Annotated in this window: 25 protein-coding genes; 7 read left to right on the forward strand and 18 right to left on the reverse strand. The window is 40.5% G+C overall.

What is annotated here, in order from left to right; genetic code table 11:
• Positions 1 to 20 precede the first annotated feature (20 nt).
• The 3 genes from ASC42_RS00570 to dnaE form a co-directional block, all read right to left on the reverse strand.
• Positions 21 to 623: a FadR/GntR family transcriptional regulator gene (locus ASC42_RS00570; protein ID WP_072242631.1), complete on the reverse strand. Its 603-nt coding sequence runs from the start codon at positions 621 to 623 to the stop codon at positions 21 to 23.
• A complete protein-coding gene (gene ystJ / locus ASC42_RS00575; protein WP_055440085.1) occupies positions 610 to 1,863 on the reverse strand; it encodes an NADP-dependent malic enzyme in 1,254 nt (417 codons plus the stop codon). The genes ASC42_RS00570 and ystJ overlap by 14 nt, the downstream gene beginning before the upstream one ends.
• 88 nt (positions 1,864 to 1,951) lie before the next feature.
• Positions 1,952 to 5,173, reverse strand: a complete 3,222-nt coding sequence (dnaE, locus tag ASC42_RS00580) for a DNA polymerase III subunit alpha (protein ID WP_055440086.1) — start codon at positions 5,171 to 5,173, stop codon at positions 1,952 to 1,954.
• 113 nt (positions 5,174 to 5,286) lie between these two features.
• On the opposite strand from dnaE, the gene ytrH reads away from it, so the two are divergent.
• Positions 5,287 to 5,625, forward strand: coding sequence for a sporulation membrane protein YtrH (gene ytrH / locus ASC42_RS00585; RefSeq protein ID WP_021093776.1), 339 nt, complete (start codon positions 5,287 to 5,289; stop codon positions 5,623 to 5,625).
• Positions 5,622 to 6,122, forward strand: coding sequence for a sporulation membrane protein YtrI (ytrI, locus tag ASC42_RS00590; RefSeq protein ID WP_055440087.1), 501 nt, complete (start codon positions 5,622 to 5,624; stop codon positions 6,120 to 6,122). The genes ytrH and ytrI overlap by 4 nt, the downstream gene beginning before the upstream one ends.
• 8 nt (positions 6,123 to 6,130) lie before the next feature.
• Here ytrI and ASC42_RS00595 read toward each other — a convergent pair whose 3' ends face one another.
• Entirely contained in the window at positions 6,131 to 7,078 is a 948-nt protein-coding gene (locus tag ASC42_RS00595; protein WP_055440088.1) for a DHH family phosphoesterase, read from the reverse strand.
• A gap of 98 nt (positions 7,079 to 7,176) precedes the next feature.
• On the opposite strand from ASC42_RS00595, the gene ASC42_RS00600 reads away from it, so the two are divergent.
• On the forward strand, positions 7,177 to 7,476 hold the full coding sequence (locus ASC42_RS00600) for a YtpI family protein (protein ID WP_032100371.1): 300 nt from the start codon (positions 7,177 to 7,179) through the stop codon (positions 7,474 to 7,476).
• Between the two features lie 15 nt (positions 7,477 to 7,491).
• Here ASC42_RS00600 and ASC42_RS00605 read toward each other — a convergent pair whose 3' ends face one another.
• Together ASC42_RS00605 and ASC42_RS00610 are read right to left on the reverse strand one after the other, a co-directional pair.
• On the reverse strand, positions 7,492 to 8,802 hold the full coding sequence (locus tag ASC42_RS00605; protein WP_055440089.1) for a CBS domain-containing protein: 1,311 nt from the start codon (positions 8,800 to 8,802) through the stop codon (positions 7,492 to 7,494).
• Between the two features lie 73 nt (positions 8,803 to 8,875).
• Entirely contained in the window at positions 8,876 to 9,553 is a 678-nt protein-coding gene (locus ASC42_RS00610; protein ID WP_055440090.1) for a metal-dependent hydrolase, read from the reverse strand.
• Positions 9,554 to 9,658: 105 nt separating this feature from the next.
• On the opposite strand from ASC42_RS00610, the gene ASC42_RS00615 reads away from it, so the two are divergent.
• Complete coding sequence (locus tag ASC42_RS00615) at positions 9,659 to 10,753, forward strand: M24 family metallopeptidase (protein ID WP_055440091.1); 1,095 nt, start codon at positions 9,659 to 9,661, stop codon at positions 10,751 to 10,753.
• A 17-nt stretch (positions 10,754 to 10,770) separates the two neighbouring features.
• On the opposite strand, the gene ASC42_RS00620 is transcribed toward ASC42_RS00615, so the two are convergent.
• The gene (locus ASC42_RS00620; RefSeq protein WP_032100375.1) at positions 10,771 to 11,532 is read right to left on the reverse strand and encodes an SDR family oxidoreductase; all 762 of its coding nucleotides are present in this window, start codon (positions 11,530 to 11,532) and stop codon (positions 10,771 to 10,773) included.
• A gap of 92 nt (positions 11,533 to 11,624) precedes the next feature.
• Positions 11,625 to 11,753 (reverse strand): hypothetical protein, encoded by a 129-nt coding sequence (locus ASC42_RS14320; RefSeq protein WP_255350591.1) that lies wholly within the window; start codon positions 11,751 to 11,753, stop codon positions 11,625 to 11,627.
• 106 nt (positions 11,754 to 11,859) lie between these two features.
• Between ASC42_RS14320 and ASC42_RS00625 the strand changes: the two genes are divergently transcribed.
• On the forward strand, positions 11,860 to 12,312 hold the full coding sequence (locus ASC42_RS00625; RefSeq protein WP_055440092.1) for a universal stress protein: 453 nt from the start codon (positions 11,860 to 11,862) through the stop codon (positions 12,310 to 12,312).
• Positions 12,313 to 12,324: 12 nt separating this feature from the next.
• On the opposite strand, the gene argH is transcribed toward ASC42_RS00625, so the two are convergent.
• Together argH and ASC42_RS00635 are read right to left on the reverse strand one after the other, a co-directional pair.
• Positions 12,325 to 13,701, reverse strand: coding sequence for an argininosuccinate lyase (gene argH, locus ASC42_RS00630; RefSeq protein ID WP_055440093.1), 1,377 nt, complete (start codon positions 13,699 to 13,701; stop codon positions 12,325 to 12,327).
• The gene (locus ASC42_RS00635; protein ID WP_055440094.1) at positions 13,698 to 14,906 is read right to left on the reverse strand and encodes an argininosuccinate synthase; all 1,209 of its coding nucleotides are present in this window, start codon (positions 14,904 to 14,906) and stop codon (positions 13,698 to 13,700) included. Before ASC42_RS00635 ends, argH begins: the two co-directional genes overlap by 4 nt.
• A gap of 146 nt (positions 14,907 to 15,052) precedes the next feature.
• Between ASC42_RS00635 and ASC42_RS00640 the strand changes: the two genes are divergently transcribed.
• Complete coding sequence (locus ASC42_RS00640; protein WP_055440095.1) at positions 15,053 to 15,367, forward strand: hypothetical protein; 315 nt, start codon at positions 15,053 to 15,055, stop codon at positions 15,365 to 15,367.
• Between the two features lie 181 nt (positions 15,368 to 15,548).
• Here the strand turns inward: ASC42_RS00640 and ASC42_RS00645 are convergent, their stop codons facing one another.
• The 5 genes from ASC42_RS00645 to ASC42_RS14390 all read right to left on the reverse strand — a co-directional run bounded on the left by ASC42_RS00645 (position 15,549) and on the right by ASC42_RS14390 (position 19,620).
• Positions 15,549 to 16,742 (reverse strand): acetate kinase, encoded by a 1,194-nt coding sequence (locus ASC42_RS00645; protein WP_055440096.1) that lies wholly within the window; start codon positions 16,740 to 16,742, stop codon positions 15,549 to 15,551.
• A 157-nt stretch (positions 16,743 to 16,899) separates the two neighbouring features.
• Positions 16,900 to 17,874: a class I SAM-dependent methyltransferase gene (locus ASC42_RS00650; protein ID WP_082435649.1), complete on the reverse strand. Its 975-nt coding sequence runs from the start codon at positions 17,872 to 17,874 to the stop codon at positions 16,900 to 16,902.
• 86 nt (positions 17,875 to 17,960) lie between these two features.
• The gene (gene tpx / locus ASC42_RS00655; protein ID WP_055440098.1) at positions 17,961 to 18,467 is read right to left on the reverse strand and encodes a thiol peroxidase; all 507 of its coding nucleotides are present in this window, start codon (positions 18,465 to 18,467) and stop codon (positions 17,961 to 17,963) included.
• Between the two features lie 77 nt (positions 18,468 to 18,544).
• A complete protein-coding gene (gene ytfJ / locus ASC42_RS00660; RefSeq protein WP_055440099.1) occupies positions 18,545 to 18,970 on the reverse strand; it encodes a GerW family sporulation protein in 426 nt (141 codons plus the stop codon).
• An 11-nt stretch (positions 18,971 to 18,981) separates the two neighbouring features.
• Complete coding sequence (locus ASC42_RS14390; protein WP_055440100.1) at positions 18,982 to 19,620, reverse strand: DUF2953 domain-containing protein; 639 nt, start codon at positions 19,618 to 19,620, stop codon at positions 18,982 to 18,984.
• A 126-nt stretch (positions 19,621 to 19,746) separates the two neighbouring features.
• On the opposite strand from ASC42_RS14390, the gene ASC42_RS00670 reads away from it, so the two are divergent.
• The gene (locus ASC42_RS00670) at positions 19,747 to 20,550 is read left to right on the forward strand and encodes an NAD kinase (RefSeq protein WP_032100383.1); all 804 of its coding nucleotides are present in this window, start codon (positions 19,747 to 19,749) and stop codon (positions 20,548 to 20,550) included.
• Between the two features lie 21 nt (positions 20,551 to 20,571).
• Here the strand turns inward: ASC42_RS00670 and ASC42_RS00675 are convergent, their stop codons facing one another.
• The 3 genes from ASC42_RS00675 to ASC42_RS00685 all read right to left on the reverse strand — a co-directional run bounded on the left by ASC42_RS00675 (position 20,572) and on the right by ASC42_RS00685 (position 23,751).
• Positions 20,572 to 21,702: a phenylacetate--CoA ligase family protein gene (locus ASC42_RS00675; RefSeq protein WP_055440101.1), complete on the reverse strand. Its 1,131-nt coding sequence runs from the start codon at positions 21,700 to 21,702 to the stop codon at positions 20,572 to 20,574.
• A complete protein-coding gene (locus tag ASC42_RS00680; RefSeq protein ID WP_032100385.1) occupies positions 21,702 to 22,490 on the reverse strand; it encodes an ABC transporter ATP-binding protein in 789 nt (262 codons plus the stop codon). Before ASC42_RS00680 ends, ASC42_RS00675 begins: the two co-directional genes overlap by 1 nt.
• 61 nt (positions 22,491 to 22,551) lie before the next feature.
• Positions 22,552 to 23,751 carry an ABC transporter substrate-binding protein gene (locus ASC42_RS00685; protein ID WP_055440102.1) on the reverse strand — a complete coding sequence of 400 codons (1,200 nt, stop codon included), beginning with the start codon at positions 23,749 to 23,751 and terminating at the stop codon, positions 22,552 to 22,554.
• Between the last annotated feature and the right edge of the window lie 25 nt (positions 23,752 to 23,776).

A 23,776-nucleotide genomic window follows, 5' to 3' on the forward strand; every position in this document is an offset into this window, starting at 1 on the left:
ACTTTGTTTGTCATATTGTGTCAGTTTTCTTTCGACATTTTTTGCATCACGTATTGTTCATAAATCGCTGTCGCTTCTTCACAAGACCGTTTTTGTAGCGCTGTCCACATTTGTTCATAAAACTCGGAAGGGAGAGTCAACGTATATACGTGTTCAAAAAAGTCGTTTAATACAAGCCAAATGCGTAACAATAAATAGTTGTCGGTTGCTTCCACAACTCGTTGAAAAAATAAATCATACGTATGCTCAGCACGAGCTATATGCTCGAGCTTCTCATCTGTTAGTCGCTCACAAGCAAGCTGCAGACACATTCGTTCGATAAACATTTTTGTTTCGATTAAATCTCGTTTTTCCCGATTTCCTTGCAAAATAAACGAACCGAGTAGTTGAATGAGCTGGTGATCACCAAACGGTTTCATAAATGTTCCTTCCCCGCGACGCGTTTCGATTAATCCAAGCAACTCTAACGCTCGCAGCGCTTCACGAACGGAAGATCGACCGACTCGTAACCGATCCGCTAACTCTCGTTCAGAAGGCAATCGATCCCCTGGTTGAAGCCCCGCTTCTTCAATCATGCGATGAATTTGCCAAAACGTTTCAATATACACTTTAGAAGTAGTCATCGGTGTCCTCACCTGCAATCAAAGCTAATTGTCGTGTTCGTTTTTCTATCTCTTTTGGATCAACAATCACTTGAGCCACTCCTGTTTCGATTGCTGCTTTTGCCACAGCAGCAGCAACTGCTGGAGCGACGCGCGGATCGAACGGAGCAGGAATCACATAATCCGCACGCAACTCATCTTCTGCAATTAAATGTGCTATTGCTTCGACTGCTGCTATTTTCATTTGTTCGTTAATTTGTTTTGCACGCACATCAAGCGCCCCTCTGAAAATACCTGGAAATGCCAACACGTTATTCACTTGATTCGGATAATCAGAACGTCCTGTACCAACAACTGTTGCCCCTGCTTGCAACGCTTCTTCCGGCATAATTTCTGGCGTCGGGTTTGCCATCGCAAAAATAATTGCATCTCGATTCATCGTTTCAACCATGCTAGCTGTCAATGCTCCTGCAACGGACACACCAATAAATACATCCGCACCAACGATCACTTCTTCTAACGTGCCAGCTTTTTTCTCATGGTTTGTCCATTGTGCAACTTCATGTTTCATCTCATTCATTCCGTACGGGCGTCCCTCATAAATTGCCCCTTTGGAATCGCACATGATCATATGTTTTACACCATAACAACGAAGCAACTTCATGATCGCTATTCCTGCTGCACCTGCTCCATTAATCACAACTTGAATATGTTCTATTTTTTTGTTCACTAATTTCAATGCATTCACTAAACCGGCAACAGTCACGATCGCTGTTCCATGTTGGTCGTCATGAAAGACCGGGATGTTTAGTTCTTTCTTTAAGCGTTCTTCAATGATAAAACAATGCGGAGCTGCAATGTCTTCTAAGTTAACGCCACCGAATGTCGGCTCAAGTAGCTTCACTGTTTGAATCATTTGTTCTGCGTCGGATGTATTTAAGCAAATCGGAAACGCATCAACTCCCGCAAAACTTTTAAAAAGCACGGCCTTTCCTTCCATGACTGGCAACGCTGCTTCGGCTCCAATATTTCCAAGTCCTAATACTGCGCTTCCATTCGATACAACAGCTACTGTATTCGCTTTTAATGTATAATCGTATATTTTGTTCGGTTCATGATGGATAACTTTGCACGGTTCTGCTACACCAGGAGAATAAGCCAAGCTTAAATCGTAAGCATTTTTTAACGGTACTTTCGCTTTTATTTCTAGTTTTCCTTGATAACGCTCATGCATATGAAGCGCTTTTTCAAACAACGACACTAACAATCCCCCCACGAAGTGGTCGCCACTGGTCTGACCACTTAACTTCTATAAAAATATAATAAAAATGAAAAATAGTAAAGCATTTTTATTTCACAACGACATTCCCATCCCCAAGCAATGTTGTCAATTTCCTGATTACCTCATCACTTGGAGATACTGCGTGCTCATGGGAAAGCTGCACTTTTTTTCGTTCTTTTTCATAATACAAAATAACAGGTGCATATCCTCGATGAGCGGTTAATATATGTTTTAACTGTTTTAATACAGCTGGTGATGCATGTTGTTCATCAATTTTGACATACACACATACCGGCTTTCTTACTTGTTGTACGATAAGATGCCAACCGCTCGGTCGCTGCTCTATTTTTCCTTCCATATAAAGTACGCTTCCTTGTTGCAATAAAGCATGAAACCGCCTATAGCTCGTTGGAAATACAATTGCATGCCACTCATCACTATCATCACAAATTGTAGCAAACACCATTTCTTCCCCTTTTTTTGTCCGCTTGTTCGTCACCCCCTCAACATATACAATCACTTTTCCTTCCTTTGCCCTTTCTATGATCCATTCATACATACGTTTTGCTCCCCACATCGAGTAAAAGTGTGAAAATGATTCAACAGGATGAGGGGACACGTATACATTGAGCCATTGTTTCTCATATTTCAGTTGATCGATGAGCGATAGCGGTTCAGCGTGGACGTATTTTGGCCGTATATTCAGAGGGAGATTCATCAACTCTGCATGCTCAATCGCAACATCAATACTTGCATAAAGAGTGGCACGCTCGATATGAAATTCATCAAAGCAGCCAGAAAAAATAAGTGCTTCAATTATCTTTTTTTGCGAAGGCTCAATACGTAGTCGTAAAACGAAATCAAAAAAATCAGCAAATGGGCGTTTTTGACGCTCCTTGATTATTTGCTTGACAAAGGCGGCGCTTACTTGCTTAATCGCTAACAATCCAAAACGAATGCCGTTGTCATCAACGGTAAAATGCCCTTCGCTTCGCGTAATGGAAGGGGGAAGTAAACGTATTTTTTTGTTCCGAAGCTCGTATACACATTGCATCATTTTTTCTTTTTGTCCACTTACGTTTGTTAATAATGTTGCATAAAAATCAAGCGGATAATGCGCTTTAATATACGCCAACATATATGCGATGTAGCTATATGCTACCGCGTGGCTACGATTAAAACCATATCCAGCAAAGCGAACGATGAGTTCATACAATTCGTTTGCGAGATCGGCATCATATCCATTTTGTATACATCCCTCAACGAAGCGCTTTTTCTCTTTTTCCATTTGTCCAACGTCTTTTTTGCTTATCGCTCGCCGTAATAAATCTGCCTCAGCTAACGAAAAGCTCGCCATTTGTTCAGCAATTTTCATAATTTGTTCTTGATACACGATGACGCCATATGTCGACTGCAAAATCGGTTGCAAATCATCATGCATGTAACGGATTTGTTCGCGGCCATGTTTACGAGAAATATATGTTGGAATTTGCTCCATCGGTCCTGGACGAAATAAGGCGTTCACTGCAACAATATCTTCAAACGTTGTCGGTTGTAATTCGCGCAATACCCGCTTCATTCCTTCTGACTCAAGCTGAAACACACCAAATGTGTCCCCTTGACTTAAGAGCGCATACGTTTTTTGATCATCCATTGGCATGTTTTCAAAACTCAAGCGACGACCTGTGCGCTGTTCAATACTTTGAACCATTTGCTCAATCATTGTTAAATTTTTAAGAGCAAGCAAATCAAATTTTAGTAATCCTAGTCGTTCGAGCGCATCCATTGCATATTGCGTCACATATGTTGTCGTTTGCCCGCTTTGAAGAGGAACGACATCGGTTAATGGACGCGGACTAATCACAATGCCAGCAGCATGAACGGACGTATGCTTCGGCAATCCTTCAATTCGTTGTGCAACGTAATGCCATGGCCGCGTATGATTGAAACTTCCCGTTGATAACGTTTGTTGAATTTCGTGTTCATCAACATCAAAAATGCGACCAACTTCACGAATAGCAGAACGCATCCCAAAAGTTCCGAACGTAATAATTTGTGCAACGTGATCAGCTCCGTATTTTTGCTCAATGTAACGAATCACTTCTTCACGACGATCATCCGCAAAATCGATATCAATATCTGGAAGGGATAAACGTGCTGGATTTAAAAAACGTTCAAACAATAACCCATATTGCAACGGGTCTACTTGGGTAATACCGAGTATGTAAGCAACGAGCGAACCTGCGGCTGATCCGCGTCCCGGTCCGATGAATATGCCTCGCTCACGCGCAAAACGGACAAAATCGGCAACAATTAAAAAGTAATCACTAAAGTTCATTTGTTGAATGATTTGCAACTCATATCGTAGTCGGTCAACATATGCTTGGGGACGCTCTGGAAAGCGTCTTGTCAACTCTCTAAAGCACCATGTTTGTAAATATTCATCCGCTGTCGTCTCTGAAGGAACGGGGTAACGCGGCATATGCCATTGTTCATGTTCAAACGTCACATGGCATCGTTCTGCAATACAGATCGTTTCCTCCACCGCCTCATGACACATAGAAAATAAAGAGACCATTTCATCTGCGCTTTTTAAATCATATTCATTTGTTTCCAAACGCGGACGGCTTGTGTCATTCATTTTCTTTCCATGCTTCATCGCAAGCAAACACTCACATGCAAGCGCATCTTCTTTATAGATGTAACGTACATCATTTGTTGCAACGAGCGGAATGTTCCATCGTTTACTATATTCAAGAAGTAGCGGCAATAACTTTGCTTGCTCTTGCAACCCGTGTTGTTGAACATTTATGTAAAAATCGCCTTGCTGGAATATTTCAGTGTACCTTTGAGCAATCGCTTCTGCTTGGACGATTTCGCCATTTAACAAATGCTGTTCTATTCGCCCGTCCAACCCGCTTGTGATGCCAATTAGTTCGCTCGTGTAACGAGATAAGTCACATAAACAAATCCCTTTCCCACCATTCATTTGAATCATTGTAGCAATATGGACAAGTTGACGATACCCGTCGTTATTTTTTGCCAACAACACAAGCTGATCTGTATGACCATATTCATGAATGACCGTTGCTATCATACCAATGATCGGCTTCATTCCATGTGCTTGACACATCTCATAAAACGGAATAGTGCCGTACAACACATTTTCATCCGTTAATGCGATCGCTGGAAATTGAAGCTCGCGTGCACGTATGACAAGCTCTTCAATTTTGACCGTGCTACTTAATAAACTATAACCACTTCGTACTTGTAGATGGATAAACGACAATGTGTCTCCCACCTTTTCTATTTTTTTCTATTATAGACTCTGTAAAAGCTGAAAAGCAAAACATACCTTGTTCGTTTGTCCCATATACATAGTATACAGAAGGAGTGAGAGGGATGGAGATGAAAACAGCATTTTTACCTGCTTTTATTCAAAGCTACTTCATTGCTTTAGGCGTGTTAGTTGGAGGGGCTCTCATCGGGGGATTCGGGGCTTTTTTGTCTGGCGAACCGCCCCTGACAATGATGTATCGCTTTGCGAGCAGTTTGAAAATTTGGGCGTTAATTGCAGCCATTGGTGGTACGTTTGATACGTTTTATAGCGTCGAACGCGGATTTTTCCAAGGAGAAACACGAGATGTCATTAAACAATTTTTACTCATTTTATCGGCAACTGGTGGCGCACAAACAGGTATGACATTCATTCGCTGGTTTACGCAGGAGCATGGCGCATGAGGGTTCCACCATATTCACGCGATCCAGGATGGCAACGCTTTTTTGCTGGGGCGGCAATTGGAACAATGATCAGTTGGATCGTTTTCACACACATTTTTGGCATTTTACAAGAAAAACAAGTGCGTCAACTCAAAACCCAACAAGAAATCATTGCTCAATTAAAACATGATTTAAACATTTGGCAACAAGATTACATTCAGCTAAACAAAGAAAATAAAAAACGACTGACGATTCAATCAATTGATGTGAAAATCATTAACGCTCAATCGTATGGCATCGATACGTACACAACCTTCCGCATTGAAGAAGATATAAAAAGGGATATTCAACATATAACGGCCAAAGATATCGAAACAGTATATAAAAGTAAAGAGCTATTAAAAAAAGCAATTGAAAATAAAACGTACATTATCGACAATCGAACGTATCATCTCGATATCGAAACCATTTTATTTTTCACTCATATATCTATTGAACTAAAATTAAAGCAACAGTAGAAAGCTTCCTACTGTTGCTTGCACACTTCGTTTAAATCTGCTAATACGTGTTCAACTTCCTCCCACGAATAAATAGATGCGCCTGCGGCTAACGGATGACCTCCACCACGGTATTTTTTCGCCACTTCATTGACGATCGGGCCTCTGGAACGAAGACGGACACGAATTTGATCATCTTCTTCTACAAAAAATACCCATGCTTTTATTCCCTCAATATTTCCAAGCACACTCACGAGTTGAGAAGCTTCTGACGGCGTTGCATCATATTGTTTTAACAGCTCTTTTGTTAATATAATATGAGCCACTCCATGTTCAGATAGCTCGAAATTTTGCAACACATATCCGCTTAAATGTGCAATCGATAATTTCGTTCGATACAGTTGATCATATAAATCGACAAACGAAAACTCGTATTCAACTAACTCGCTTGCATATTTAAATGTTTTCGGATTTGTACTTGGGAAAAGGAAACGGCCTGTATCACCAACAATGCCCGCATAAATAAGCCGAGCAGCTTCTTTCGTTAAAACAAGACCATGTTCCTTTCCAATTAAGTATAACTCATAAATCATTTCGCTAACGGAACTTGCATTTGTATCCACCCACAAGATGTCACCGTATGGATCTTCATTTGGATGATGGTCGATTTTAATAATTTTTTTCCCTAGCTTATAACGTTGATCACAAACGCGCTCTTCATTTGCCGTATCGCAAACGATCACAAGTGCATCGTTATACATTTCATCCGAAATAACATCCATTTTACGTAAAAATTCAAGCGATGGTTCGTCTTTTCCAACTGTATATACTCGTTTTTCTGGAAATGAAGCTTGAATGATCTCGGCTAACCCTCCTTGTGAACCGTATGCATCGGGATCTGGCCGAACGTGCCGATGAATAATAATCGTATCAAATTGCCGAATATGATCAATAATTTCCAAAACTTTTTGTCCCATGGCGCTTCTCCCTTTTTTTCTCCATTAAAACATATTTTATTATGATTCGAAAAGATGTAAAATAATCACGCAACAATTTTTCTTTTGGAGGACTGGATATGCCGATATTTGTTATACTTATCATTTTTTCACTTTCGTTTTATTTGTATTACAAAATAAAATATTTTCGAAGTAAAAAACCGATGGAGCGAAAATGGATTAGTTCAAAATCAAGCATTGCGCTTGGCTCGTTTGTATTTTTCTTTGCAATCAACCAATTTTTCATTCATCGGTCAACGGTATCTCTCATCGTTGGTATTGTGTTTCTTCTTGTCGGTGCAGGAAGCATATGGGCAGGTTACCGTGCCCATCGCTATTATTTTCCGCTCGCAGTAAAAGAAGCGGAAGAAACGAAATAGGCTGCCGTACGCAGCCTATTGTCGTTCAAGCAATTGACACATCATTAACGCCTTTCCGACTAGCGTCCCTTCATTAAACACTTCAACGTCAACCTTCCCAAATTTACGCCCAATTTCTAGCAATTTCGGCTTAATATCGATGACGCTATCAATTTGTACAGGTTTAATAAAGTAAATGGTAATGTTCTCTACAACGAGATCGCCACGCTTATGTAACCGAAGCGCGCGCGTAGCCGCCTCGGTTACAATCGTCGTAAATACACCGTATGATAATGTTCCTAAATGATTTGTCATTTGCGGAGTAATGTTACAACGAAAAACACCATCAACTGTTTCCGTTAAAAACTGGGTGGTTACGATATCATCAATCGTCTCGCCAACTTGTGGTTGACGTTGAACCATTTGTAGCGCTTTTAATACGTCTTGGCGACTAATAATTCCTTGAAGTCGATTGTATTCATCGACAACTGGCAACACTTCAATTCCTTCCCACACCATCATATGCGATGCGGAAGCGACTGACGTTTTTCCACTGACTGTAATCGGATGTTTCGTCATCACTTTTTCAATCAGCACGTCACGCTCATATCCCATAATATCTTTTGCCGTCACAATTCCTTGCACTTTTAATTGCTGATCAATGACTGGAAAACGGCTATGCTTCGTTTCGCGATTCAGTTCATACCACCGCTCGATTGGATCTGTCACATACAAATATGCTGTTTTTTCAAATGGCGTTAAAATATCTTCAACAAGCACGATTTCTTTTTTAATTAACTGGTCATAAATGGCGCGATTAATCATCGTCGCAACCGTAAACGTGTCGTAACTTGTCGAAATAATCGGCAGTTGCCGCTCATCCGCTAATTTTTTCACATGCTCTTCTGTATCAAAACCACCTGTAATGAGCACGCCCGCCCCGGCTTCAAGCGCTAATTCATGCGCTTTCGTTCGGTTCCCAACGATCAACAAATTACCTGCACCTGTATAACGCATCATCGCTTCAAGCTTCATCGCACCGATGACGAATTTATTTAACGTTTTATGTAGTCCTTCTTTTCCTCCGAGCACTTGCCCATCAACAATATTGACAACTTCAGCATACGTTAGCTTTTCAATATTTTCTTTCTTCTTTTGTTCAATGCGAATCGTTCCGACCCGTTCAATTGTGCTCACATATCCTTTTGTTTCAGCGTCCTTAATGGCACGATAAGCCGTTCCTTCGCTTACTCCCATTTCTTTTGCGATTTGGCGAACGGATATTTTTTCTCCGACCGGTAAGCTCTCAATATATTGCAAAATTTGTTCGTGCTTCGTAATCGTCAAGTTGCCCCACCCTTTTTCGACAGTTTCTTACTCTTATTATAAGGGTGTGCATGACTGCATTCAATGAACGTTTTCACAGTTCAACGCTTTCCCCAACATGCAGGACGCGACCAACACCTTCAATCTTTGCGACGAACCATTGTGGATCCTGTTGAATGACAGGGAATGTATTGTAATGAATAGGAACAACTGTTTTCGCCTTTAGCCATTTCGCAGCAATCGCTGCATCCTCTGGTCCCATCGTAAAATTATCTCCGATTGGTAAAAAGGCAACGTCGATATCATTCATTTCTCCAATAAGTTTCATATCAGAAAATAACGCTGTATCTCCGGCATGATAAATCGTTTTTCCTTCTGCATAGAATAAAATGCCACTTGGCATTCCTGTATAAACAATCGTTTCGTTTTCTTCTACATAGCTAGAACCGTGAAACGCTTGCGTCAATTTTACTTTACCGAACTCAAACGTAAATGATCCACCGATGTGCATCGGATGGGTACGAACACCTTTCCAGCTTAAATATGTAGCTAATTCATAAGGAGCAATAACAAGAGCATCATTTTTCTTTGCTAATGCAACTGTATCTCCGACATGATCATTATGACCATGTGTTAACAAAATAACATCGACATGAACATCCTCTGCCTTTAAATCTGTTAGCGGATTCCCTGTAATAAAAGGATCAATGAAAATCGTTTTTCCATTCGTTTCAATTTTTATGGCTGAATGTCCGTGGTAAGTCAGCTTCATTTTTCATTCTCCTTTCCTCGTTTTTTACATGATCTTGTTTCTTCATTTTTGCGCTATTTCCTTCTTTTTTCGTTCATGATAAGCTGAAAAAGAAAGGATGTGAATATGATGGAACGAATAAGTAAACTTCAACAAAAACTGAAAGAAACAAACGCATCATGGGCGTTTATTACATCGACAGCAAACGTTTTTTATTTTAGCAACTTTTACAGCAACCCACATGAACGGTTATTAGCTATTGTCGTGCTTCCAAATGACGAACCGTTTCTCATTTGTCCAGAAATGGATGTGAATCAAGCAAAACAAGCAGGCTGGTCATATTCCATCGTCGGCTATGATGATGTGCATGATCCGTGGCATATGTTGCACAATGAGTTAAATAGACGAAATGTACAAACAGAACGAATCGGTATCGAAAAATCTCATATCACTGTAAGCCGTCTCGAGCAACTTCAATCGTGCTTTTCTCATGCATCATGTTTCGATTTGACCGACACGATCCATGAACTACGTATGACAAAAGATGAAAAAGAACTCCACATGCTTCGTCAAGCAGCCGAATTAGCGGATTTCGGTGTCGATGTCGGTGTCCGTTCGCTGAAAGAAGGGAAAACAGAATTAGAAATCATCGCCACTATTGAATATGAATTAAAAAAACATGGGGTACGTACGATGGCGTTTGATACGATGGTTCTTACCGGAACAAATAGCGCACATCCCCATGGTGTCCCAGGAATGAATCGTATTCAAGCAGGCGATTTCGTGTTATTTGACCTCGGTGTCGTACTTGATGGATATTGTTCCGATATTACGCGCACGGTCGTATTCGGGAAACCAACAGAAGAACAAAAACACATATACAACACCGTCTTACAAGCGCAGCAAGCGGCGATCCATGCGTGTCAAATTGGCGCACCGATTGGAAGCATTGACAAAACCGCTCGTTCGCTCATCGAACAAGAAGGATACGGAGCATATTTTCCGCATCGAATCGGTCATGGTCTCGGCATTGATGTTCATGAATATCCGTCGATGAACGCAACAAACACAATGTCTCTTCAAGCGGGAATGGTATTTACCATTGAACCTGGTATTTACGTCCCATCGGTCGGTGGCGTACGCATTGAAGACGACGTGTACATGACTGAAAAAGGACCGCTTCTTTTAACAACATATCCAAAAGAACTACAAATCATATAGGCTGTCACGATGGCAGCCTATTTTCGATACCGATGAATAACGTCTAGACCGCCGGTTACTTCAATGACTGTCCCTGTAATCATATCGGAGCGATCATCACATAAAAATTCAACGACGCGGGCAATATCTTCCCCTGTCCCTGAACGGCCAATCGGTGTCATATCGTCTTTTATCTGGCGAGCATATGCAATGGTCGCTTCTTTCATTTCTCCAATAATATTTCCCGGACAAACCATATTTGCTGTAATGCCATACTCCGCTTCTTCAAGCGCAATCGTTTTTGTAAGCGAGACGAGCCCCACTTTCGCTGCGCTAAATGCTGAACGATACATCCACCCTGGTGCGTGATCTGCTCCTTGAAAACCGTACGTCACAATGCGGCCAAAACGTTGGTTGCGCATGATCGGGACAACCCTTTTAAACAAATGAAACATAGCGCTTAAGTTCCCTTCAATCATTTCGTACCATTCGTCATCAGTATAATCCGCCAGTTTTTTTCGCTCGAATATGTAAGGACCTGCATTATGAATCAAGTAGTCAATTCGCCCAAATGTCGCCAACGCTTCATCCACGAGACGAATTAAATCTTCTTTGTTCGTCACATCCCCTTGTACAAAATGAAGGCGGTCATGACAATGACGATACATGTCTTTCAATGCTTCAACCGCTTGTACGTCGCTTCGATAATGGACGGTAACAGCATATCCTTTGTTTAAAAATCGTTCCGTCACTTTTTTTCCGAGCCCTTTCGACCCCGCTGTTACAATCGCATGTCTCATACTCATCCCTCCATCCATGCTTTGCTATGTTTATCGTACTACAAATAGGCGGAGGAAAACACTTGTTATGCTCGTTAGAAACAAAAGAGGCGTTATCGCCTCTTTTGCTCATCTTCCTGTTCAATGACCCCACTGATGTATGCGTCCGTAATTTGCTCAGTCACTTCTGAAACGCCGTTTTCATCATAATACAGTTGTTCTTTTTGTTCCTTTTCACGCATTGTTTTTACCCCTTTCGTCATAAATTTTTCGACAATACGTAGTGTTTGTTTTACAAAAAATGATATACTTGAATAGGAAGGAAAATTTTTTATTGGGGGAGTGTTTATGTACAAGTATAAAAAAATCTTAGTAGCAGTCGATGGCTCAAAAGAAGCAGAATGGGCGTTTAAAAAAGCAATTGAAATTGCCAAACGCAACGACGCTTCACTCGTTCTTTCACACATTATTGACGTTCGTTCATTCGCAACCATTGAAGCATACGATCGAACGGTGGCGGAGCGGGCAGAAAAATTCGCAAAAGAATTGTTACAATCGTATGAAAAACAAGCTGTCGAGGCAGGAGTGAAAGAAGTCGTCACAGATATTGAGTACGGTTCCCCAAAAGTAAAAATTTCAAAAGAAGTCGCTCCAAAATATGAAGTCGATTTAATCGTTTGTGGCGCAACAGGAATGAGTGCAGTCGAACGCTTTTTCATTGGAAGCGTTTCCGAACATATTACACGATATGCAAAATGCGATGTACTTGTTGTACGCACACCTGAACAAACAGAGGCATAAAAGCGAGCGCTTTTATGCCTCTATTATTTGTTTCGCTTTTTCGATTGCTTGCTTCACTTCTTTAAATCCCGTTCCACCTGCACTCATGCGACGGTTGACAGCTGTATACGGATCAAGTGCTTCATAAATATCTTCCTCAAATAAAGGCGACGCTTGTTGATATACATCGAGCGGCAAATCTGCTAAAAAAATACCCCGTTCAATGCATGTAAGCACGAGTTTCCCGACGATTTCATGCGCCTCACGAAACGGCACACCTTTTTTCGCTAAATAATCCGCCAGTTCTGTTGCATTTGAAAAATCTTGTCTCGTTGCTTTTTCCATTACATCAGTACGAACTGTCATCGTTTCAATCATGCCGGTGAAAATTTTTAAGCTACCAATGACCGTTTGAACCGTGTCGAACATGCCTTCTTTATCTTCTTGCATATCTTTATTGTAAGCAAGCGGCAATCCTTTCATAACGGTCAGTAGGGCCATTAAATGCCCATACACTCGTCCTGTTTTTCCACGAATGAGCTCAGCCATATCGGGATTTTTCTTTTGCGGCATAATGCTACTTCCTGTCGCAAACGTATCATCTATTTCAATAAACTGAAACTCTTGACTCGACCAAAGAATAAGCTCTTCACAAAAGCGAGATAAATGCATCATCAAAAGGGAACTATGGCTTAAAAATTCGATAATAAAATCACGATCGCTCACCGCATCTAAGCTGTTTTCATATATGCTATCAAAACCGAGAAGTTTGGCTGTCAAATGACGATCGATCGGAAACGTCGTCCCTGCAAGCGCTCCCGCACCAAGCGGCGATTTGTTAATCCGCTTTAACGATTCTGTAAACCGCTCTCGATCACGTTCAAACATCCATACATACGCCATCAAATGATGAGCAAATGAAATCGGTTGTGCTCGTTGCAAGTGCGTATAACCAGGAATAAGCGTTTCAATATGCTGTTCTGCTTTTTCCACAAGCACATGTTGCAATTGACGAATTAGCTCGATGATCTCGATGACCCGTTTTCGCAAATATAAATGCATATCCGTCGCAACTTGATCGTTTCGACTTCTTCCTGTATGAAGTTTCCCTCCAACAGAACCAATTTCATCAATCAACATTTTTTCAATGTTTAAATGAATATCTTCATAGGCAACAGAAAAGGAAAGTTCGCCATTTCTCGCTTTTTCTAATAACTCCATTAACCCTTTTTTAATCGTTTCGACATCTTCTTTTGGTAAAATGCCACATTCACCGAGCATCGTCACATGCGCGATACTTCCTTCAATGTCTTCTTCGACGAGTTGTTGGTCAAAATGGATCGATGCGCCAAAATCATCGACCCATTGTGCTGCTGTTTTTGTAAACCGTCCTCCCCATAACTTTTTCACACGTTCACCTTCTTTTGGCTGTTGACGATACTGTACACTTTTGTCGGCAAGCCAAATAGGGAAATAAACCCAACAGCTGCTTGATGATCGAATTCATCTTCTGATGTATACGTCGCTAATTTTTCATCGTATAGCGAAAACGGTGATTTCCGACCTTCTACAATGGCATGACCTTTAAATAATTTCACTCGAACAACACCGGTGACATTTTTTTGTGTTTCTTTCAAAAATGCGACAAGCGCATCTTTTAATGGGGAAAACCAAAGACCGTTATAAATGACTTCCGCAATTTTTTGCTCAATGATCGGCTTGAAATGAGCGACTTCTTTGACAAGTGTTAAGTCCTCTAATTCTTTATGCGCTTTAATAAGTGTCATCGCTCCTGGGCATTCGTATACTTCACGTGATTTAATCCCAACGAGTCGGTTTTCAACATGATCGATGCGACCAACACCGTGTTTGCCAGCTAATGCATTCAGTTCAAGAATAAGCTCTGCGAGCGAATACGCTTTTCCATTAATTGTTTTCGGTACCCCTTGCTCAAAGCCGATTTCAATGATATCTGGCTCATTTGGTGTATGTTCAAGTGCAACTGTTAACTCGTATGCTTCTTCTGGCGGTGCTGCCCATGGATCTTCTAAAATGCCGCACTCGTTACTTCTTCCCCATAAGTTTTGATCAATGGAAAATGGGCTATCTAAATCGATTGGAATCGGAATGTTATGTTGTTTCGCATATTCAATTTCTTCTTCACGCGACCATTTCCATTCACGAACAGGTGCAATCACTTTTAAATTTGGATTTAATGCTTGAATGGACACTTCAAAGCGCACTTGGTCATTCCCTTTTCCTGTGCAACCGTGCGCCACAGCAACTGCTCCTTCTAATTCAGCAATTTCAACGAGTTTTTTTGAAATTAACGGACGGGACAACGCAGAGATGAGCGGATATTTTCCTTCATACAGCGCATGTGCTTGCAGAGCAACAAGCGCATATTCATTCGCAAACTCTTCTTTCGCATCAATCATATATGATTGTACAGCGCCTACTTTTAACGCTTTTTCTTTCACAAACTCTAAATCTTTCCCTTCACCGACGTCTAAACAACAAGCAACAACATCATATCCTTGTTCCTGCAGCCATTTAATAGCTACCGATGTATCTAAACCTCCTGAATAAGCGAGCACTACTTTTGGATTTGCCATGATCGTTCCTCCCTAAAGAATAAAAATACTTGTTTTTTAATATTTATTCATTTTACATATTAATAATGTAACAACTATTTTTCTTTTTTTCAATAACTATTTTGATTAAAATAAAAATTAATAAATGAAAAGGATGGGAGAATAAAATGAGTACACATTTTATATATGATGAACGGCTAGGCATTCGACTGCCACATTTACAGAAGGCGTGGGAGATGTATACAAAAGAAGAACAAGCGGCGATTTTATTAGAGTGGGAGACGATTCGTGGAAAAATCCCTGATCGAATTATCGAGCTAGAACAGCAAATTAATGAAAAACAAAGGCAGCTTGGGGAAGAAAATGATTTTGCTCGTTCATGCACGCTCAACTTTGAAATCGCGGCCCTCGCTTCAATCATTAACGATTTATGGATTTGGTATCGGATGAACCAAACGGTTACAAATCGCATACATCAATAGGAAAAACGCAAAGCGCCCGCCTATCGGCGAAGAGCGCACAAGCCCCACCGAGGAGGCTGTCGCCGCCGCAGTGTGGGGCGGAGCGACTCGAGCAGATGGCGCTTGGAGCTAGACAGCTCCCCAAATCTGAAATTTTATACTTTCTTATCTTTTAAAAAAGGTGCCCATAAGGACACCTTTTTTACACCAAGTTTGCTAATCGCATGACGTCGCGAGCGATCATCACTTCTTCATTCGTCGGAATGACTAATACTTTTACCGGAGAGTGTGGATAGCTAATGAACGCTTCTTTGCCGCGCACTTTATTTAATGCTGGATCCCAGTAAACACCCATGAATTCAAGACCACGTAATACTTTTGCGCGCACAACATCGCTGTTTTCTCCAATGCCCGCTGTGAAAATAATCGCATCTACACCACACATGCGCGCTGCGTATGAACCGATATATTTATGAATGCGCCCTGCAAACACTTCAAGCGCTAATTCCGCACGTTGATCGCCCTTAGCCGCCGCTTCTTCAATATCGCGTAAATCGCTTGAAAAACCAGTTAAGCCGAGCATACCACTTTTCTTATTTAAAATATCAATCACTTCTTCTGCTGTTTTTCCTGTTTTTTGCATAATGTATGGGATTAACGCTGGGTCAATGTTTCCAGAACGCGTTCCCATCGCTACACCAGCAAGCGGCGTAAAGCCCATCGACGTATCAATCGATTTTCCACCTTCTACTGCTGCAATGCTCGCTCCATTTCCTAAGTGACAAGAAATTAAGCGAAGTTGCTCAATTGGGCGACCTAATAGTTCAGCTGCCCGTTGTGTCACATATTTATGCGATGTGCCGTGGAATCCGTATTTACGAATGCCAAACTTTTCGTAATACTCATACGGCAAGCTATACAAAAACGACTGCTCTGGCATCGTCTGATGGAATGCTGTATCAAACACCGCAACAGCTGGTACGTTCGGCAACACTTCACGGAACGCTTTAATGCCAACAACGTTCGCTGGGTTGTGTAATGGCGCTAAATCAGATAAATCTTCAATTTCTTTTAACGTTTCATCTGTAATTAAAACCGAGTCGCTAAATTTCTCGCCACCATGCACAACGCGATGACCGATTCCTTCGATTTCATCAAACGATTGAATAATACCAAGCTCAATTAATTTATCAAGTAACATTTTTACAGCAACTGCATGATCTAGAATTGGTGTTACTTCTTTTATTTTTTCACCATTTACTGTAATATTAAAAATCGCATCTTCAAAACCAATTCGCTCAACAACACCTTTTGTTAATACTTCTTCACTCGGCATGTTAAACAATTGAAACTTTAACGAAGAACTTCCCGCATTAATGGCTATGACTTTTGGCATTTGACTAAACAGCTCCTTTAACATCGTTCACAATTATTGTATGCAAATATGCGAATTTCATCGGTACGTCTCTCATTTTACGGGTCGTTCGTCGCTCTTTTCAAGTACACAAACTTGACGAAAACGTTTTCTTCACATATTTGTTATATTCAGAAGGTTATGAACGATTTTCTTTTAGCCATTGTTCGAGCTTCAACACCATTGTTTGCATCGCCTGCTTATTTGAAAAGCTAGGAAGTTGAGCAAGCAACGTTTGTTTTGGAGCTTTTGCATATGTACCTTTCTTTTGCAAAATAAAAATACTTTTCGCTGCTGCTTCATTTTTAAACATCGAAAGCGGAAGCTGCAACAAGCCTTGAATAAACGTCTCTTCTTTGATGAGCGCGTGCAGATCTTTTGATTCATCTGATGTAAACAGCGTATTTGGAATTAAGAGAAATAAATATCCGCCTTCTTTCGTATAACGAATGCTTTGCTCAATAAACAAATAATGAGCATATGAATGACCGCTCTTTGCATGTAAGCGAAATGACTTGGCATTTTCGTCATCTGGATAATATCCGATCGGCAAATCGCACACGACTACGTCAACTGGCTCAATAAACAATGGCTTTAAACTATCTTGATGAAATAGTTGCATTTCATGTTGTTGTAAATTTGCATTCACATAAGCGAGCTTCAATAATAAATCGTCTACATCCGCTCCGTAACTTTTTACTTTTTTATTCGTCAGTTGATTTAATACAGCTGTCATTAAATTTCCTGTTCCAATGGCTGGATCGAGAAGCGATAGCGAAAAATACGTTTTTGTAAATTCATCAACTAAATAACCGATAAATACTGATACCGCATCTGGTGTCATTTGATGGTGAGGCTGTACATATTCCTTCATTCCTTTTAACACCGCTAATTGCAACGCTTTACGAATATGTTCATTTTTCCAATCGTGCAAACTAATAGATTCATACGCTTTTTTCAGCCGTTTTTTTAACAACTCACTTACTTCTTCTTGAAGAATTTCTTCATGAAATATGTTTTCACCCGTTTCAGCGACAGCTTCTAAATAAGAGCATTTTAATTCTTCTTGCAACCACGTTGCTGTTTCGTCAATGACTGTAAATAGCTTTTCCAATATCATTCACTCCTTTCTGTCCGACATTTTATTTTAGAGAATGTAAACGAAAAAGGCTATCCCTTTTTTGAGATAGCCTCTCACAATTATTGTTGAGCCGCTTGTTTCGCAGCTTCAATCGCTGCTTCATAGTTTGGATGGTTTGTCGCTTCCGATACATACTCGACATATGTCACACGATCATTGCGATCTACGACAAATACAGCACGGGCAAGTAAACGTAACTCTTGAATAAGCACACCGTAGGCTTGACCAAACGATACGTCGCGATGATCAGATAATGTGACAACGTTTTCTAATCCGTTCGCTGCGCACCAGCGTTTTTGAGCAAATGGCAAATCAACGCTAATCGTTAATACCTTTACTCCTTCAATGCTTCCTGCTTCTTCATTAAAGCGACGTGTTTGGGCATCACAAACCCCTGTGTCGATCGATGGGACAACGCTAATTAAACGAACGAATCCTTTTGTATCATCTAATGTCACTGGCGATAAATCGTTTGCAAGTACGGTGAAATTCGGAGCGACATCACCGACTTTCACTTCTTGACCGATTAATGTGACAGGATTTCCTTTAAATGTAACACTCGCCATAGTAAGCCTCCTCTTTATATAAGATACAGGCTCATCATAACGTAATTAGATGAAAAATTCAATTATTTCGATTGAGACTAAATATCAAAATCGGGTGCTTCATTATGTTGCTTCGGTTTTTCTTTTTTCTCAAACATTTGCTGAATTTTTTCAATCGCTTGCGGGGCTAAGTCTAAAATTTTCTCATATAAATGCGTACTTTCATCAACATGCAACAGTTTCACACCTGAACTGTTTACAATTAAAAAGGCAATCGGGGTAATCGATACACCGCCACCGCTTCCGCCACCAAACGGATGAGCTTCTTTTTGTTGTTCATTTCCATCATTCAACATAAACTCACTACCGCCTGCTGCAAAACCGAAACCGACTTTTGATACAGTTAAAATGACGCTTCCATCTGGTGTCTCCACAGGATCACCAATAATCGTATTGACATCGATCATTTGCTTTAAGTTTTCCATCGCTGTCGTCATTAATCCCTCAATTGGATGTCCACTCATTTTCATTCCTCCTAACAGCTTTCCACGTCGTTCGTGACCCGTGTTCCTTTTTTCAAATGTTTGACGACCTTCAGTCCTGCTAATATAGCATAACCGATTCGAAATCGGATCATACATGTAAACGACGTACGTGATACTGCTCCTTGAAAAAAAGGAACAATTGAAATAGAAGGATGACTACAAACGTTCATATATTTACTGACCATGGCTACTATATAATATTTAATCGACCAACCAAGCCCTACAATCATCCCTGTTTTCGCGGCATCGCCTACCCCAACTTGTGTATGCCAGTGAAACTGTAAAACAGAAACTTTTTGTAAAAACTTTTTTACAATTGTATGTAAATGAACGATTCGATTGAACCACTGCCTCACTTGGGCTAGACGTTCCCGAGCATCCGTAACAGTAAACGTTGTTTTTTCATCTTTTCCGGTATTCGTTTTTTGTTCTGTCACAAAGCCTGCTTCTCTCTTCGATATTTCAATAAGCGGAACAGTAAAACGATAACGAAGAAACCGAAGAAGGCGAATGTCTATCGTTAATTGATCATTATCTTGTGCATGTTGAAATTGAATGGTGATACGCACGTATAAAAAAGGAATAAGCGCTAAGAAGGCTATAAGGATGATGACGATAACGAAAATCATCGGTTGTTCACTTCCCTCCCGATGACATTGTCGACAAAAATGAGGAAAATTAAACGAATAAATTCGCTATGAATGGAAAATAAATGATAAAATAAACGTGAGGACATTTTAACGGAGGGAAAATCGATGACTGAACGACGCAATCGTATGTACTTCTTTCATAAACATGATGACGAAACGAAAAAACAAGTACAACCACTTATTGAACTGGCTAAACAGTATAAGTTTGAAGTTGTGGACGATGCTAAACAAGCAAACATTATTGTAAGCGTCGGTGGAGACGGGACATTTTTACAAGCCGTCAGAAAAACAGGCTTTCGTGACGATTGCTTATATGCGGGTATTTCAACGTCAGGTTCATTAAGTATGTATTGTGATTTTCATATTCATGATACGAAAAAAATGATTGAAGCGATGACAACGGAACAAATTGAAGTGCGGAAATATCCAACGATTTATGTCACAGTCAATGACTCGACATCATTTTACTGTTTGAATGAATGCTCGATTCGTTCAAGTGTTATTAAAACGTTTGTCATGGACGTGTTTATTGATAACTTGCATTTCGAAACATTCCGTGGTGATGGAATGATCATTGCTACACCTACAGGAAGTACCGCCTACAATAAATCAGTCAATGGCGCAGTCGTTGATCCTATGCTCCCTTGTTTTCAAGTAAGCGAATTAGCGTCATTAAACAATAATCGTTATCGTACCCTCGGCTCATCATTTATTTTAAGCGGAAATCGCAAACTTACATTGAAAGTAGTACAAGACGGAAACGATTATCCGATTATCGGTATGGATAATGAAGCATTAAGCATTCAACATGTCGAAAAAATTGATATTTCATTAAGCGGAAAAGTCATTAAAACCGTCAAACTAAAAGATAACTCATTTTGGGAAAAAGTAAAACGAACATTTTTGTAAAAAGAGGCGTAACGCCTCTTTTTACCATTTTCTTCGATCAACAAGACACCGTTCCTCTTCGTTTACACGATGTACGCAAACGAATGTTGGCGTTACACGAATCACGTTGTTAATTTTTTGTTTCGCTTCTTCATCAAGTTCTTTTTCGATGTAAATCGTTAATTGATCACGATCATTTTCCTTCGTCACAACCGCTTGAAATATTGGGCAACCTACTTCAGCCATCACTTGCTTTAACTGTTGTTCATGAACAAACATCCCTTTTACTTTTACACTCGTACCGACACGTCCAAGCACACCGATGATGCGCTCACCTTTATAACCTTCTACCCAACGTGAAACATCCCCTGTGCCAAACCGCACAAGCGGATACGTGCGATCCAATATCGTAACAACAATTTCCCCTTCTTCATCGAGCGAATCTCCCGTTATCGGATCGCACAGTTGAACGATCGCACGTGAACTAATTTTTAAGCCTGGGCCTTTCCGATCCTCAAATGCAATACAACCGCAATCAGCTGTTCCGTATCCTTCAAAAACACGAATACCTCTTTGCTCAAACTGTTCACGCATACTTTCTGTTAGTTTTTCTGCGGTAAAAAACGCCTTCTTCACCGCTACATGTATCCTTTTTTCATCCGCATATTGCAACAATAAATGTAGAAAACTTGGTGTACCAACATACCCTGTCACTTGTAAATCATTCATAAGTTGCACTTGTAATTCGCGATTGCCCGGACCGGCTGGAACGACAGTTGCTCCAATCTGGCGAAGGGCGCTATCAAACATAAAACCCGCTGGTGATAAATGGTATGAGAACGTATTTTGAACGATATCATCTTTCGTAAAACCGGCCGCTTGAAGCGCTTCTGAAAATCCCCATTCATCTTGGTCGTCTCCTTGTGGGTCATAAATCGGACCAGGGGACATAAATATGCGTGCAAGTTCATTTGTTTTTGTTGTAATCATCTTTCCAAAGGGCAACTCATGTTTTTGCAAAAAAGGTAGTTGTTCTTTTTTCAATACAGGGATACGACTAAGCTGTTCAACCGTTGTCAATTCATACGGATTGATATTTTCAACGTCTAACCGCTCGCGTAATGCTGGCGACTGTTCGTATGCGTCAATCAAGAACGATTTCCACCCTTCCATTACAACCACCGCTTTCTCCGTTTATACGACTTTACTTCGCGATAATTTTTACGCCCTTTCTCGCTCATGCCAAGGTAAAATTCTTTTACATCTTCATTTTCAAGTAGTCTCTCAACCGGACCATCCATTACAATGCGACCATTTTCCATAATGTATCCATAATGGGCAATCGACAAGGCGATATTCGCATTTTGTTCAACAACAAGAATGGTCGTTCCTTCTTCTTCGTTAATCTTTTTAATGATTGAAAAAATTTCTTTTACAAGTAGTGGAGCAATCCCCAGCGATGGCTCGTCAAGCAATAAAATTTTCGGCTTTGCCATCATCCCACGACCGATCGCTAACATTTGTTGTTCTCCGCCCGATAAGTATCCAGCTTGCCGATGGCGCAACATATGAAGTTTCGGAAAGTAATGATACACTTTTTGTAAATCCGCTTTTATGTTATGACGATCTTTTCGCGTATGGGCACCGACAATTAAATTTTCTTCTACCGTCAAATGCTCAAACACTCGTCTTCCTTCCATACATTGAAAAATACCTTTTTTCACAATTTCTTCTGCATCTTTTCCCTCGATTCGTTCGCCATATAGCTCAATGTATCCGTCCGTCACTTCCCCATCTTCGCTTCTTAACAATCCTGAAATCGCCTTTAATGTTGTCGTTTTTCCTGCCCCATTGCTGCCAAGCAAAGCGACAATTTTCCCTTCTGGAATGACCATCGACATCCCTTTAAGCACGAGAATGACGCGATTATACATCACTTCCACATTATTTAACGTAAGCATCGTTTTCCCCCTTTTTGAATGCGAAAGGGTGCTTCCTGTTGAAAACACCCTTTCATTCACTTTAATATCCGAAGTAGTCCGTAAACACTTTAAACTTTCCGTTTTCTACTTTTGCTAGACGGATTTGATTTGTTCCAGCATGGTTGTCAGCTGTAAACGTAACAGGTGCAGCTAATCCTCCTAAATCAAGATCTTTTAATTTTTCTAAGCCTTGACGAATGCCTTCGCCACTCGTTGGATCATCTGCTTGCTTGATTCCTTCTACTAGAATTTTCGCTGTCACCCATCCTTGAATAAACTTTTGGTTTTTATCCTCTAATTTCTCTCCTTTGCTTGTTAAATACTCTTTTACTTCAGTCATACCTGGTAAATCTTCATATGGAAACGCATGCGTGACAACACCAATAAACCCTTCTGCCGCATCTCCAGCAATCGGAAGTAATCCTTCACCCGTTGTCCAGTTTAAACCGATAAATTGCGTCTCAATGCCTAGTTTTTTTGCATCTTTTAAAATGGTTGCTGTCGCGCCCCAAGTTTGTTGAATAATCGCATAATCAGGTGCTTTTTTCTTCATATTAAGGAGCTGTGACGTCGCATCAAGCGCTTTTAAATCAACAATTTGTTCGTCTACAATCTCTACGCCAATTTCTTTCGCAAAATCTTTTGCATCTTGAATTGGCGATTTTCCAAATGCCGTGTCATTGTAAATAAGAGCGACTTTTGGCGTGCCCCCTGTATGATTTTCTTTAATCCAACGAAGCACCGACCGCGCTTGATCAGAATACGATGCAGCTGTTAAAAAGTTATATGGACTTTCTTTTATATTTTTTAAATTTTCTGAATAAGAAGCTGAGAAAAATGGTAGTTTATCTGTTGCAACTTGTTGACGCAACGCTTCCGTATCGGCTGTTCCCCATCCTAAAATAGCGGATACTTTATCACTTGATTTGTACTTTTGATACAACTTTTGCGCTTCCGGAATTTTGTATGCGTAATCTTGACCAACAAGCTCAATTTTATAACCGTTTACCCCGCCTTTCGAATTAACGTATTCAATATACGCTTTTTCCCCTTCTGCATACGGTGTACCAACATCTCCAGTTGCCCCTGTAATATCAAACAATGCACCAATTTTAATTGTTCCTTGCTCTTTTCCTGTCTCTTTTGCTGGTTCTGTTGCTGTTTTGTCACCTCCTGAACACCCGAACAACATGCTTGCTCCAAGAAGCAACGTAGCAAGTAGCGCTCCTTTTTTCTTCATTCTTTCATCCCCCTTATGTTTTTTT

It is taken from the genome of Anoxybacillus suryakundensis (assembly GCF_001418025.1).
GTDB lineage: Bacteria > Bacillota > Bacilli > Bacillales > Anoxybacillaceae > Anoxybacillus > Anoxybacillus tengchongensis.